This window comes from Lapidilactobacillus dextrinicus DSM 20335 (assembly GCF_001436095.1).
GTDB lineage: Bacteria > Bacillota > Bacilli > Lactobacillales > Lactobacillaceae > Lapidilactobacillus > Lapidilactobacillus dextrinicus.
Genome location: NZ_AYYK01000001.1, coordinates 193,576 through 206,757 on the forward strand (window position 1 = coordinate 193,576; position 13,182 = coordinate 206,757).

General features: G+C 38.3%; 15 protein-coding genes and 1 pseudogene. 3 read left to right on the forward strand and 13 right to left on the reverse strand.

Translation table 11 applies throughout. From position 1 onward, the window contains the following. Positions 1 to 168 precede the first annotated feature (168 nt). Entirely contained in the window at positions 169 to 648 is a 480-nt protein-coding gene (locus FC84_RS00960) for a GAF domain-containing protein (protein WP_057753979.1), read from the forward strand. A gap of 223 nt (positions 649 to 871) precedes the next feature. Then, positions 872 to 1,483, forward strand: a complete 612-nt coding sequence (gene rpsD, locus FC84_RS00965) for a 30S ribosomal protein S4 (RefSeq protein ID WP_057753982.1) — start codon at positions 872 to 874, stop codon at positions 1,481 to 1,483. A 112-nt stretch (positions 1,484 to 1,595) separates the two neighbouring features. Here the strand turns inward: rpsD and FC84_RS00970 are convergent, their stop codons facing one another. The 3 genes and pseudogenes from FC84_RS00970 to FC84_RS00975 form a co-directional block, all read right to left on the reverse strand. Further along, positions 1,596 to 1,892: a DUF1048 domain-containing protein gene (locus tag FC84_RS00970; protein ID WP_057753985.1), complete on the reverse strand. Its 297-nt coding sequence runs from the start codon at positions 1,890 to 1,892 to the stop codon at positions 1,596 to 1,598. Positions 1,893 to 1,951: 59 nt separating this feature from the next. Next, positions 1,952 to 2,272, reverse strand: a pseudogene (locus tag FC84_RS08995) (DUF1048 domain-containing protein); the annotation flags it as partial. 46 nt (positions 2,273 to 2,318) lie between these two features. Continuing rightward, on the reverse strand, positions 2,319 to 2,651 hold the full coding sequence (locus FC84_RS00975) for a PadR family transcriptional regulator (protein WP_057753988.1): 333 nt from the start codon (positions 2,649 to 2,651) through the stop codon (positions 2,319 to 2,321). 232 nt (positions 2,652 to 2,883) lie between these two features. Between FC84_RS00975 and FC84_RS00980 the strand changes: the two genes are divergently transcribed. Beyond that, on the forward strand, positions 2,884 to 3,540 hold the full coding sequence (locus FC84_RS00980; RefSeq protein ID WP_057753990.1) for a PASTA domain-containing protein: 657 nt from the start codon (positions 2,884 to 2,886) through the stop codon (positions 3,538 to 3,540). A 132-nt stretch (positions 3,541 to 3,672) separates the two neighbouring features. On the opposite strand, the gene FC84_RS00985 is transcribed toward FC84_RS00980, so the two are convergent. From FC84_RS00985 to FC84_RS01030, 10 genes are all read right to left on the reverse strand, one after another. Beyond that, on the reverse strand, positions 3,673 to 4,119 hold the full coding sequence (locus FC84_RS00985) for a PTS sugar transporter subunit IIA (protein WP_057753993.1): 447 nt from the start codon (positions 4,117 to 4,119) through the stop codon (positions 3,673 to 3,675). A gap of 208 nt (positions 4,120 to 4,327) precedes the next feature. Beyond that, complete coding sequence (locus FC84_RS00990; protein WP_057753996.1) at positions 4,328 to 5,275, reverse strand: LacI family DNA-binding transcriptional regulator; 948 nt, start codon at positions 5,273 to 5,275, stop codon at positions 4,328 to 4,330. 265 nt (positions 5,276 to 5,540) lie between these two features. Then, positions 5,541 to 6,224: a phosphate signaling complex protein PhoU gene (gene phoU / locus FC84_RS00995; RefSeq protein WP_057753999.1), complete on the reverse strand. Its 684-nt coding sequence runs from the start codon at positions 6,222 to 6,224 to the stop codon at positions 5,541 to 5,543. A 15-nt stretch (positions 6,225 to 6,239) separates the two neighbouring features. Then, positions 6,240 to 7,004, reverse strand: a complete 765-nt coding sequence (pstB, locus tag FC84_RS01000; protein ID WP_057754002.1) for a phosphate ABC transporter ATP-binding protein PstB — start codon at positions 7,002 to 7,004, stop codon at positions 6,240 to 6,242. Between the two features lie 26 nt (positions 7,005 to 7,030). After that, on the reverse strand, positions 7,031 to 7,840 hold the full coding sequence (pstB, locus tag FC84_RS01005; protein ID WP_057754007.1) for a phosphate ABC transporter ATP-binding protein PstB: 810 nt from the start codon (positions 7,838 to 7,840) through the stop codon (positions 7,031 to 7,033). Between the two features lie 3 nt (positions 7,841 to 7,843). Next, positions 7,844 to 8,740: a phosphate ABC transporter permease PstA gene (gene pstA, locus FC84_RS01010; RefSeq protein WP_057754009.1), complete on the reverse strand. Its 897-nt coding sequence runs from the start codon at positions 8,738 to 8,740 to the stop codon at positions 7,844 to 7,846. Then, positions 8,740 to 9,666 (reverse strand): phosphate ABC transporter permease subunit PstC, encoded by a 927-nt coding sequence (gene pstC, locus FC84_RS01015; protein ID WP_057754012.1) that lies wholly within the window; start codon positions 9,664 to 9,666, stop codon positions 8,740 to 8,742. The genes pstA and pstC overlap by 1 nt, the downstream gene beginning before the upstream one ends. Continuing rightward, complete coding sequence (locus tag FC84_RS01020) at positions 9,663 to 10,523, reverse strand: phosphate ABC transporter substrate-binding protein PstS family protein (RefSeq protein ID WP_057754015.1); 861 nt, start codon at positions 10,521 to 10,523, stop codon at positions 9,663 to 9,665. The genes pstC and FC84_RS01020 overlap by 4 nt, the downstream gene beginning before the upstream one ends. 114 nt (positions 10,524 to 10,637) lie before the next feature. Then, positions 10,638 to 12,356: a sensor histidine kinase gene (locus FC84_RS01025; RefSeq protein WP_057754018.1), complete on the reverse strand. Its 1,719-nt coding sequence runs from the start codon at positions 12,354 to 12,356 to the stop codon at positions 10,638 to 10,640. After that, positions 12,346 to 13,044 carry a response regulator transcription factor gene (locus FC84_RS01030; RefSeq protein ID WP_057754021.1) on the reverse strand — a complete coding sequence of 233 codons (699 nt, stop codon included), beginning with the start codon at positions 13,042 to 13,044 and terminating at the stop codon, positions 12,346 to 12,348. Before FC84_RS01030 ends, FC84_RS01025 begins: the two co-directional genes overlap by 11 nt. Positions 13,045 to 13,182 lie beyond the last annotated feature (138 nt).

Here is a 13,182-nt window from a genome sequence, read left to right on the forward strand (position 1 = left end):
TAAGTACACCCCTACAAACAAAATAATTGCCTCAACATAGAAATTTATCCATAATAAAATATCTTTAACTAGAATTATAGCAGATTTAACAAGCAGTCCAAGATATACTGATGTAAAATATAAATTATTTAAGGTTAATTTAACAAGCTGAAGCAGAAAGGAATAAAAATGGATCAACTTATCTTAGAACAATTCGACGCTATCTTTGCCGATGAAGAATATCGTACTGAAAATCAAGTGTCGCTTTTAGCCAATGCCAGTGCCTTTATTAAAGAATTAGTACCTGATATAAATTGGGCCGGCTTTTATTTATGGCAGCCTGAAGCTAAGCGCCTTGAATTAGGACCTTTCCAGGGAAAATTAGCATGTGCGCTAATCGCTAATCAAAGCGGTGTTTGTGGCACAGCTTTTGCCCAACAAAAAGCAATTCGGGTTGCAAACGTTCATGAATTTGCTGGCCATATTGCTTGTGACGCTGCAACCAATTCTGAAATGGTCATCCCTTTAAGCAGCGATCAGCAGCCAATTGGTGTTTTAGATTTAGATTCACCAAAGTTAAATCGTTTTTCAGAACAAGACCAGAAAATTTTAACAGAATTAGTTGCCAAAATTGGTCAATTACTGGCTAATAGCGGGCAAACAAATTAGAGCTAACCACTTAGTTTTACTTGCTTTAGGATATTTGATTTGTTATACTAGCGTTTGTGTAGAATATGCAGCACAAGGCGGCAAGCTCGTCAACATTTACCAACTACTTTAGTTCAATTGCGTAACCCGCGGCTGCACGTGGCGAAGATTGCAATGGTAAATGCACGAATGTCAAACCTTGATCGTGTATTTTACTCCAATTATATTTTTGGAGGATTTTTTAATGTCTAGATATACAGGTCCTACTTGGAGACTTTCACGCCGTCTTGGCATCTCTCTCTCAGGTACAGGTAAAGAATTAGCTCGTCGTCCATATGCTCCTGGCGAACATGGTCCTAACAACCGTCGCAAGATTTCAGAATATGGTATGCAATTACGCGAAAAGCAAAAATTACGTATGATGTATGGTATGACTGAACGTCAATTCCGTAACTTATTCGTTCGCGCAGGTAAAATTCGCGAAGGTAAGCACGGTGTTAACTTCATGGTCTTACTCGAACGTCGTCTTGATAACGTTGTTTATCGTCTTGGTTTAGCAACTACTCGTGCACAAGCTCGTCAATTAGTTGCTCATGGCCATATCACAGTTGATGGCAAACGTGTCGATATTCCTTCATACGAAGTTGAAATCGGCCAACAAATCTCATTACGTGAACGTTCACGTAACTTGGTTATTGTTAAAGCAGCATTGGAAGGCACAGTTAGCCGCCCATCATTTGTTACTTTTGATGACAACTCAATGACTGGTTCTCTTGTACGTTTACCAGAACGTGAAGAACTTGAACCAGAAATCGACGAAGCACTTGTCGTTGAATACTACAACCAAAAACTTTAATCTTTACGATTTTATTCTTTTGGTTATGCAAAAAGGACTTCTCATCACGAGAAGTCCTTTTTTGTTATCATAAAAGCTAATTTAAAATTTATCATCGGTAATATACTGACGATTATTTCATTTTATTGTGTTTGCTTTCAATTCGTGACTGTAACTTATGTTGTTGATCCTCAACCCACGAATCAGTTGCTAACGAACGGCGATAATCTTCAGCAAACTGGCCCACATCTTTACCAACATAATCGAGAACCGCTAGTCCCTGAGCAGCACCTTCTTCAAAGAAATCAATCAATTGATATAAACCGGCTACCGTGTCTAATCCCGAACCAGAGGCCAGACTGAACAGATATTTTTCGATTTCTTTATACACAACTTGATAATCTTTAGGCAAGGCTTTAACGCGTTGCATTTGTTGCCGTCACTCTTTTTTATCTGCGATCATCTTTTTTAATTCTTGGAATGGTTTCATTATTTATCTCCTAATTTACGTTGAACTCGTTGATTCAATTTACGTTGGTCTTTAGTCGCATAACGTTCTACCCAATTAGGTAACTCTGCTGCTTGTCCAAAATCTCGTGCAAAAGCTTGAACATCTTGTCCCATAAAATCTTGAACTGAAAGCTCATCATGAGCTGCTTCAATTAAATGATCAAGTAATTGAATTTGAGTGTCTATTAAGTCGAAGCCGTCAAAGCCACCATAGGTATTAAACCAATAATTAGAGACTTCTTGGAAAGCTTCACGATAATCTTTTGGAAGTTGATCAACTCGTGCAAGCTGACGTTGATATTTTTCTTTAGTTGCTTTTAATTACTTTAAATCCCAGTACTCTCTTTTAATCATCTTGATCATGCTCCTTAAGTTGCTCTAAACGTTGCACTAAAAAGGCCCACTTCTGCCAAAAATTAACCAATTCTTCTTGACCGGCCTGATTTAAAGAATAAAATTTTCGCATTGGTCCAATTTCACTTTTACGTTTGCTAATGGTCACTAATTGTTTTTTCTCTAAACGCATCAAAATGGTATAAACAGTTCCTTCAACAATATCGTCAAATCCTAGATCTTGTAGACGTTTCGTGATTTCATAGCCATAAGTTTCGCCACGGCTAATCACTTCTAAGATGACACCTTCTAAGACACCCTTCAGCATCTCTGTAATATTTTTCATCTAATTTCTCCTAAATTGTATTACTTAGTAGATAACCAAAATAAAAGCAACTTTTCATCTGCTTATTCGTATATTAGGTCAAGTTGAGATATTCGTCAACTACTTTGTTTAAGCAAGTAGCTAGCTACTTTTTACTGATATCCCCAGTTGCTGTGAAGTCTTAAAGACTGTCCGCGCTTCATTAAACCTGCTATAATAATTGAGAATTAACAAGTCTAGTGGAGGAACGCTGATGTCAAAAACAAATGACAAGTCAGGAAAATTAACTCATCTTGCTGGCAAAACTTTTACCGTCGTGGATAAAGTACTCGGCAGCATTGGCTCAGTGGCAGATACAATTAATAAAGTAGCCCCAAGTGTCATTGATGAAAGTGCTAAGGTAATTGATGCCCATCTAGAAAAGCACAAGGCTGACTTTAAAATGCCTGGACTAACTGGTTTAACGCTGGCTGAGGCCAAGCGCATTCTAGAAACTTACCAACTACAATACGCCTTGGTCCTGATGACACCAAGCCCTAAGCTTGCCAACGCTCACCCTGATATTGTACTTTCAACAACGCCGAAAGAAAAAAGTAAAGTTGGCCTCAAGACATTTGTTCGCGTCTACTATGTAACTGAAGCTGTCATCTTAGCAAGCCAACAAATAATTGACGATCAACAAACAGCCAAGACTAATGCTAAAGCAAAAAAACAGGCTGCTCATCGCCAACAACTTAAACAAACAACGGACACCGCCAAATCTTTATCCACAGGTGCATTAACTGGTCTGCGCCATCTAACTAAAAAAACAGCTAAAAAATCAAAAACTAAAGACGGCCGGATCGATATTGCTGATTCTGCTGTTGAATCCGAACCAGAATCTTCCACTACCACTAATCAAGAAGATTAATCTTAAAATCAAAAACCACAATAAAAAACGCTCAATTACAATCATACCGTTAAACTAAACGTTGACGGCATCATGTAATTGAGCGTTTTTTGCTTAATTCTAAATCAACTCTACCGAGCAATAAAAGCAGCTTTAGGCCAATGTCTTAATTAATTTACTCATCATCTTTTCCAGTTTGCGCGTTTCACTAACCGTGACTGTTTTTTCTGTGAATTGTTGTTGAACAGCGGCAGTAATGCGATCAAGTGCAGTTGCGTCATGACCATTAGGCAAAATCACAGCTAAAATATAATCGACAGCTATTTCATCATCGCCCCACGCTACGGACGATTCCAAAGGAAATAAGCGGAATTTCGGTTGATCCAATTCCGGATACGAGGCACGAGCAATGGCAATATGTTGATCAACGATACAAGCACCATTAACCTCACTACTCAAGAAACTACTCCGTAAGACTTGATTGTCTAATGCTAATTCGGCTGCACAGTTATTCGCAACGGTTGTTAATAAGTTGATTTCGTCCCAATTTGTAGCTGAAAAATCTGTTGCAACATAGTTTCTTTTAAGTGTTTTGAACATGGTGCATTCCTCCTCGACTTTTAACTGTTAATCGTGATCCCTTTGACCACGCCTATACTGTATTTGATGTAACGCGTTTCATGTCAAGGCTTTTGTTGGAATTTTTTTGCAACATTATCAACTGCTTTAAAAAATTTCGTTTAACTAAAAAAAGCTAAATCCGAATTGAGATTTAGCTTTTTTAATTTAATGCTCATTGCCTAAGTTATTATTGTCTTAAAATAAAATCTGATTGCACAGCTAAGCGAGTTGTGGCAAGATGTTGTGCCGTGACCATTCTAAAGGCTTCTCGACCGACAACATCCAAATGATGATCAATTGTAGGTATGTTCAATAGCATGCTCGACACTTGATATTCTTGCCCAACCAACCCCGGCACAGGCAAACCATGGTCTAAATAATACTGGCGTGCACCTGTGGCCACATCATCGCTATTAGCAAATAAATAATCAATCATCACATTATCCTTAACAAATTGTTGTGCTGCATCGTAGCCCTCTTGATAAGTATTAACGTAGGCAACAATATTCCTTTGATCCGCCGGCACGCAATAATATTTCAAATAAGCTCGCATTACTGCCTTACTCGTCGCACTGATGGGTTCTGGACGACTAAAAGTAAACGCAATATGGCGGGCACCTTTTTTCTTTAAGTAAGCAAATGCCGCTTGATAAGCTGACTCTCGGTATGAAAAGACCGCTGGAATTTTAATACTGCCTGGATCTTCACAAACCACTACTGGTCCGAACTGTAAATAAGTGGCCAATTCCGACAACGCTAGTGCGCGCGATGTAAAAATCAATCCATCATAGACTTTTCGCCGTAACTGCTCCAAATAATGGCGTTCAAGTTCTTGATCATAAGCTGAAGGCAAAAACGTGACGTGATACTCGCTATCAAAAGCAGCATCTAACATGCCTTTAATTAATTGTGTATAAAATGGATGGTTAACATCTGGTAAAACAACGCCAATATTGTGTGTTGAACCGGTACTTAAATCTTGCGCAATAGCGTTAGGCACATAATTAAGCTCTTTAACAATTGCTTCAATTTTAGCTTGTGCTGTGGCCGAAACATAACCACTATGATTCAAAGCTCGTGAAATTGTAGAAATAGAATAGCCACTTTTTTCGGCAATATCCCGAATCGTTGTCATAATTGTGTAACTCCTCTAATTATCATCGTTATTAGTTGCTGAGCCTCAATTTAATCAGCAGCAACTAATAGCTTCCCTCTACTATCTTAGCAAATGAAACGGGTTCCATGGCAATAAAATTTAAAAAGTTACAATTTTCAATTAATTATTTTACTAATTCTTAGTTTGGCTGAATTTTAACCTTAGTGTCACTTTTTAATTCACAAAAATAGCCTTGTCGAACTAACTGTTCAGACAAGGCTATTTTTAGTTGAAAATGTTGCTTTTACAACACATTCTCTTCTTTAGAGTTAGAATTCAATTCAATTAACTTACCCGTATCAAGGTAAATAATCCATTCGCAGATATTCGTGACATAATCGCCAATCCGTTCCAAGTAACTATCCACTAACATATAGTCCATACTACCAATGATCGTATCTGAATCTTCTTGCATTTGTTTGATACACATCTTGTAAATTTTGTTTGAGAATTCATCAACGAGTAAATCTTCCTTAGCAATTTTACGCGCACGTTTCTCATCAGATTTAACATAGGCATCTAGTACTTCTTCAACCATCTGCTTAACTTTTGTCGCCATTTGGGCCAACGTTTCCTCGATTTCAGGTGCACGTGTGTTGCCCTTAACGCGAATTGTTGACTTGGCAATACTAACTGCGTGATCACCCATTCGTTCCAAATCAGAACTAGCCTTCATCACAGTCACAATCATCCGTAAGTCTGTTGTCACGGGTTGTTGTAAGGCAATCATTTCAAACGAACGCTTCTCTAAGTCAACTTCTCGTTCATTAATTTGAACATCAGCATCAATAACTTCTTGTGCTAAAGTTTTATCGTGATTAATAAAAGCATTTACTGATTTATAAATGGCCTCGTTAACCATCATGCCCATTTCTGAGAAACGAACATGTAAGTCATTTAACTCATCATCAAAATTTTGTCTAAACATTCATTATTCTCCTTATTAGCCGAAGCGCCCAGAGATATAATCTTCGGTTTCTTTATGTTCAGGTTGCATGAAAATATCTTTAGTTTTACCATATTCAATTAACTTGCCACCTAAGAAGAAGGCTGTTCGATCAGATAATCGTGACGCTTGTTGCATATTTCTCGTCACAATAACAATCGTATAATCTTCTTTTAATTTTAGCATGGTTCGTTCGATCTTATCACTAGAAATTGGGTCCAACGCACTTGTCGGTTCATCCATTAAAATAACCTTAGGTTGCGTTGCTAAAACACGAGCAATACAAATCCGTTGTTGTTGACCGCCAGAAACACTCAAAGCATTGTCATGTAAACGATCCTTTAATTCATCCCAAATTGCGGCCTGTTGCAAACTACGTTCAACGGCTTCATCAAGAACGGCTTTGTCCTTTTCACCAGAAATACGTAAGCCATAAGTCACATTATCATAGATTGAAAAAGGAAATGGATTAGGCTGCTGGAACAACATGCCCACTTCTTTACGCAAATCAACGGCGTTCATGCTAGGTGCATAAATATCTTTACCATTTAACTTAACCGTTCCTGTCACTGTTACATCTGGAACTAAGTCGTTTAAACGATTAATGGTTTTCAATAGCGTTGATTTACCACAACCAGAAGGGCCAATCACAGCAGTAATTTCATTTTTACGAAAATCCATGGTTACACCTTTTAAGGCTTCAACTTTGCCATAATACAGATGCAAATCCCGAATTGAAATTAAATTTTTATCTTCAGACATTATAAACTCCTATGCGCTGCAATCAATTAACCAAAGTGACCAGAAACATAATCTTCAGTGGCCTGAATTTTCGGACGCGTAAAGATTTTACGTGTTTCATCATATTCCAAAGCATTACCTAAATGGAAAAATGCGGTATAGTCACTAATCCGTCCAGCCTGTTGCATATTATGGGTCACAATAATAATCGTGTAACGTTCTTTTAATTCCATCAATGTTTCTTCTAACGTTGCCGTTGAAATTGGATCAAGTACAGCGGCCGGTTCGTCTAATAATAAGATATCAGGCTTCATGGCAATCGCACGAGCAATACATAAACGTTGCGCTTGACCGCCGGATAAAGCTAAAGCACTTTGATGAAGATCATCTTTAACTTGCTCCCATAAGCCAGCCTGCTTCAAGGTCGTTTCAACCGTTTCGTCTAAGACATCTTTACGTTTTTCACCATGACGTTGTAAGGCAAAAGTGATGTTGTCATAAATTGACTTAGCAAAGGGATTGGGTTGTTGAAAAACCATGCCAATATGTTTGCGCATTTCATAGACATCAACTTCATTACTATTAACGTCTAAACCGCGATACATAATTTTACCAGTTACTTTAGTACCAGCAATATTATCATTCATGCGGTTTAACGAACGTAAATAAGTTGACTTTCCAGAACCAGAGGCTCCGATTAATGCCGTAATCTTAAACCGTTCAAAAGCTAACGAAACGCCATGAATTGCTTCATGAGTCCCATAAGAAACATGGATATCATCAGTAGATAGCGCAATCTCGCGCTTACCATCGTCTAAATCTTTAATATAGCGATCTTCACTATCATAAGTCTTCATGAACTAGTTGCGCTCCTTTACACCAGTTAAGCGAGCATAGAGGCGATTGCCCACATAACGCGCTAGGAAATTTAAAAGTAAAACAAATAATACTAAAACAGCTGAAGAAGCAGCCGAAACTTGTGTTGCATCAGGAATAATACCCTCTGAGTTAATCTTCCAAATATGGACAGCTAATGTTTCAGCTGATCGCATTGGGTTCAAAGGACTGGCAATATATAATGGATTCCAATTACTGAAGTCTAATGATGGCGAACTTTGTCCAGCTGTATAGATCAAAGCAGCGGCCTCACCAAAAATTCGACCCATTCCCAAGATCATCCCTGTAATAATACCTGGCAAAGCAGCAGGAACAACGACATGAATGACTGTTTCCCAACGTGACAAACCTAAAGCATAGCCGGCTTCACGTTGCGTATAGTGAATAGCTTGCAGCGAATCTTCAACTTTACGCGTTAACAAAGGTAGATTAAAGACCGTCAACGCCAAGGCACCAGATAAAATCGAGAAACCAAATTTCATATTGATAGAAAAAACTAAGAAACCAAATAAACCAACCACAACTGAAGGTAATGAACTTAAAATTTCAATAGCGTTACGAATTAAGCTTGTGATCCAGTTTTTAGGTGCATATTCAGATAACCAAATACCTGCGCCTAATGAAAGTGGTACTGAAATAATCATTGCCAAAACTAATAAATAAACAGAGTTGAATAACTGAACGCCAATACCGCCGCCTGCTTGAAACGAACTAGATTTACTGGTAATAAAATGCCAGCTAACATTAGGTAGTCCAGAAATTAAAATATAAAGTAACAGGAATGCCAAGACAAAAATAATGAAAATTGAAATCATGTATAAAACAAAGGTGGCAATCTTATCCCATTTACGTGGTGTCATTAACGCATTGCCCCCTTCTTACCAATCCAACGAATCAAGATATTAAAGATTAATGGCATAATCAACAGTAATAGTGCTAATGACCAAAGCGCATTATTACTTAATGAACCCATAACTGAGTTACCCATGCCCATCGTCAAGACACTGGTTAATGTTGAAGCTGGTGAGATTAAGTTTTGTGGTAACAACATCGCATTACCAATAACCATCTGAACAGCTAATGCTTCACCAAAAGCTCGTGACATTCCGAAGACAACGGCCGTGATAATTCCCGAAGTTGAAGCTCTTAAGACAACTTTATAAATCGTCTGCCATCTCGTAGCACCTAAGGCTAACGAAGCTTCGCGATAAGCGCGTGGTACACTCTTAAGCGCATCAACAGTCATTGACGTAACGGTTGGCAAAATCATGACAAACAATACAAACGTCCCAGACAAAATACCAAACCCACTACCGCCAAATGTATGACGAACAAAAGGAACTACAACAGATAAACCAATAAAGCCATAAACAACTGATGGAATACCAACTAGTAATTCAATTACGGGTTGCAAAACTTTTTTACCTAGGCGTGGTGAAATTTCAGTCATAAAGACCGCTGCTCCAATTGCAAACGGTGTTGCAATAATCGCCGCTAAAAAAGTGACCGAAAATGAACCAACAATCATTGGTAAAGCTCCCACTTGAGGATTACCTTGTGCGTCTTTAGCTGATGGGTTCCAAATTGTGCCCGTTAAAAACTTCCATAAATTAACTTTATCTTCAAAGAAGGTTGCTAAACCTTTAGAAGCTACAAAATAAAAAATTGAAACAACGACTGCAATAATAATCGTAATGCAGGCGCCAGAGATCAATTTACCAAAGCGTTCATTTCTACTAGCCCGGGAACGTTTTAAAAGATTGGCCCGAATTTCGTCATTGTTCATTTAATTGTCTCCACCTTTCCTGCTAAATTACGACTAACCTTCATATCCTTAACGGGAATATAGCCCATTGAAGCCACAATTTCATCTTGGATTTTATCAGATAAAATATAATCCATGAATCGTGCAGTTAACCCAGTCGGTTTGCCATTTGTGTACATGTGCTCGTACGACCAAATTTTCCACTTATTAGTTTTTACATTTTTATCTTTTGGTGCAACATTATCAACTTTAATTGTTTTGATGGTGTCATCCACATATGGGAAAGCCATATAACTAATAGCACCTGGTGTTGAAGCGACAATCTGACGTACCATTCCGGTCGAGTCTTGTTCTTGTGCCTGAACGGTACTACGGCCCTTCATTACCCAGCGCTCAAAAGTATCACGTGTACCACTACCTTGAGCACGGTTAATCACAACAATCTTCTGATCTGGCCCACCCAATTGCTTCCAGTTCGTAATATCACCAGAAAAGATTTGTGCTAATTCATCTGTCGATAGATTTTTAATTGGAATATCTTTATTCACAACTGGTGTTACACCAACAACGGCCACTTTATGATCAACTAAGCCTGTCGGATCAATACCTGACTTCTGCTCTGCATATAAGTCAGAATTACCTATTTCAACAGAGCCAGCTTGAATTTGTGACAAACCTGTACCGGAGCCACCGCCTTGAACATTAATAAATTCACCAGCGTGGTCTTCAGTATAACGATCACCAGCAGCTTCAACTAATGGCTGTAACGCCGATGAACCAACTGCTGTAATTGACTGTCCTGATTGTTTCAAACCGCAGCTTGAAAGTAAAAATACAAATGGTATTAAACCTAAAAACAAGATCCATTTCTTTTTCAAGTCTCATTCCTCCATAGTAACTACTTACCAGTATATGGATGTCATGTAACAAAAAGACCCGTTTAATGTAAAAGTATTGTAAATTTTAGTGATAATTTGCAATATCTTTAAATTTTATTGGTCATTATCTTGGCTCAATGGTAATTCAACAGTGAAGATACTACCTACACCTAACTGACTCTTAACCTGAACTTGACCGCCAAGTTGCTCAACTAGATTAGCTACAATTGCTAAGCCTAACCCGGTTCCACCATTATCATGTTGATGAGAATGATCTGCACGATAGAAGCGTTCAAAAATGCGAGATTGATCTTCTGTGGTTAAACCATCACCAGTATCTTTGAACGCCAGCTTCAAAGTATCAGCAGTTGTTTGTAAGGTAATTTGAATCTTACCTTGGGGATGATTATACATAATTGCATTGGTTAACAAATTGCGAACAATTTGGCGAAGTTTAGTAACATCTGTAAAAGTTGGTGCTTGGTAGTGTTGATGATCAAGTGTTACTTCTAATGATTTAGCGGCAATTTGTTGCTGTAGTGATTTTTCTTCGTCTAGAATAAGCTCGTCAACATCAACAGCTTCCCAACTTAACGGTTGAGCTTGATCAGCTTTTGATAATAATAAAATATCAGCAATTAAAGCCTCTAAGTGTTGCGCTTGATCCCGAATAATTTGAATAAACTCAGTTGATTTTTGAGGATCATCCTTAGCACCTGCTAGTAATGTTTCTGCAAATCCGGCAATGGAGGTAACTGGTGTGCGCAACTCATGACTAGCGTTGGAAACAAAGTCTAATTGCATGCGTTCGTTTTGCTTAATCTCAGTTAAGTCATATAACATTACTAAAACTTTTTGTTTAGGCGTGTCGCCATCTTGGTTCACCAATGAAATAACATCAGCCTCAACGAAACGACCATCATCGCCAACTAATTGAATATCTTGCCGCCGATGTGTGTGCTTTAATGGATCACGTAACGCATGCTCAATCATTCGACTCAAGGCATAAGTTTTAACGTAATCAACATAGGTAGCAAGCTGATCCGGCCAAATTGGTGTATTTAAAATCTCGCCTAATGCATGGTTGGCCATATCAACTTGACCAGACTCGTCAATTAACATTACCCCTAGCGGCAAGTTCTCAATTAACGATCGTAAACTTTGTTCTTGAAGTTTAGCATCCCGTAATTGCGAATTTAACGTTGTTCCTAATTCATTAACTTGCACTGATAAATCAAACAATGGATCATCTGGAGTTAAAATAACCGACTCTGGTTCCTGATGATTTTCTACTGCTTTAATATTCTCAGTTAATTGAGCCAACTTTTGTGTTAATTGTTGCCGACGGCGAACGATGAACCAACCTAACGCTGCCAAGATTAATAAATAAATAACGGTAAACCCAATCCACGTCTTTAAATAATGGGTGCGTACGGTTGTAGCGGGTTGAATTAAAACAGCCTGACCTTTATTAGTTTTAGGATCACTGACCAAATAGAGCCAAGTTGTTTGTCCATTGTATTGAACTTTAGTGAATGGTTTGGTTGAATTCACAATATTGTGATCCACGGCATTCTTCGCAACTCGCGCTAACTCGCTACTACCCTCTGCTGGTAAATCAATCGCTGACAACTTAAAGTTTTTGCGCCAACGAGCTAATGTTTGTTCATGATCTTTGGTTAAAACTTCTGCTTGATATTCTGCACCGAAATTTTTGATTTCTTGTTTTTGATTGGTTACTAAAAAGCGATTGACAAAAATTAAAATTAAAACGTAAAAACCAACCGCTAGTAATCCTAAACCATAACGACGTACCCATGATTTATTTTTCAATGTGACTTACCTCCAAACGGTATCCATAGCCGCGCACCGTTAATAAAAATTGTGGTTGCTTAGGATCCGGTTCAATTTTATCGCGTAAATGACTAATCTGGATATCAACCATGCGGCTAATAACTGCTTCTTGTGTCTGCCAAACATTCGTCATAATTTGATCGCGTGTAACAACTTTTTGCCGATTGGCAACGAGAAACTTGAGTAACTCATATTCTTTCTTCGTTAAATTCAAATCACTGCCATTTTTAACCAAATGGTGACGGTCTAATTCCCAACTAACATCGCCAAAGTAAACAACCGTTGCCTTAGTGGTGGCCATCGACTCGCTGCGCCTTAAAATGGCTTTGACTCGTGCTAATAACTCACGGGGACTAAACGGTTTAGTCATATAGTCATCGGCGCCTAACTCCAAGCCAATAATTTTATCTGCTTCTTCATGCTTAGCCGTTAAAATTAAAATCGGCACTTCAATATTTTGTTCTCGCAAACGTTTGGTTACCTCAATACCATCAAGTTTAGGTAGCATTAAATCTAAAACAACAAAATCAAATTCACCTGTAGCTGCCTTTGATAAGGCCAGTTGCCCATCAGCCGCTTCTTCAACTTGATAGCCTGCATGTTGGAGATTATAAGTAATCAATTGTCGAATTGCCATTTCATCGTCAACAACCAATATCTTCTTCATACTAAACCCCTTGAAATTTTTACCTGCAATAAGCCAAATTTGATTGTCTTATATACAATTATCTAATCTATAGTATAGCATGCTGGCACTGGCATTGTCCGCTTGTAGCCACAGATCACCTGTATTTCTTCGCGTTCA

Coding starts and splice junctions, on each gene's coding strand:
- FC84_RS00960 (WP_057753979.1), top strand. CDS start 169: ATGGATCAACTTATCTTAGAACAATTCGACGCTATCTTTGCCGATGAA.
- pstB (WP_057754002.1), bottom strand. CDS start 7,004: ATGTCTGAAGATAAAAATTTAATTTCAATTCGGGATTTGCATCTGTAT.
- pstC (WP_057754012.1), bottom strand. CDS start 9,666: ATGAACAATGACGAAATTCGGGCCAATCTTTTAAAACGTTCCCGGGCT.
- pstA (WP_057754009.1), bottom strand. CDS start 8,740: ATGACACCACGTAAATGGGATAAGATTGCCACCTTTGTTTTATACATG.
- FC84_RS00970 (WP_057753985.1), bottom strand. CDS start 1,892: ATGCAACGCGTTAAAGCCTTGCCTAAAGATTATCAAGTTGTGTATAAA.
- FC84_RS00975 (WP_057753988.1), bottom strand. CDS start 2,651: ATGAAAAATATTACAGAGATGCTGAAGGGTGTCTTAGAAGGTGTCATC.
- rpsD (WP_057753982.1), top strand. CDS start 872: ATGTCTAGATATACAGGTCCTACTTGGAGACTTTCACGCCGTCTTGGC.
- FC84_RS00985 (WP_057753993.1), bottom strand. CDS start 4,119: ATGTTCAAAACACTTAAAAGAAACTATGTTGCAACAGATTTTTCAGCT.
- pstB (WP_057754007.1), bottom strand. CDS start 7,840: ATGAAGACTTATGATAGTGAAGATCGCTATATTAAAGATTTAGACGAT.
- phoU (WP_057753999.1), bottom strand. CDS start 6,224: ATGTTTAGACAAAATTTTGATGATGAGTTAAATGACTTACATGTTCGT.
- FC84_RS00980 (WP_057753990.1), top strand. CDS start 2,884: ATGTCAAAAACAAATGACAAGTCAGGAAAATTAACTCATCTTGCTGGC.
- FC84_RS01030 (WP_057754021.1), bottom strand. CDS start 13,044: ATGAAGAAGATATTGGTTGTTGACGATGAAATGGCAATTCGACAATTG.
- FC84_RS00990 (WP_057753996.1), bottom strand. CDS start 5,275: ATGACAACGATTCGGGATATTGCCGAAAAAAGTGGCTATTCTATTTCT.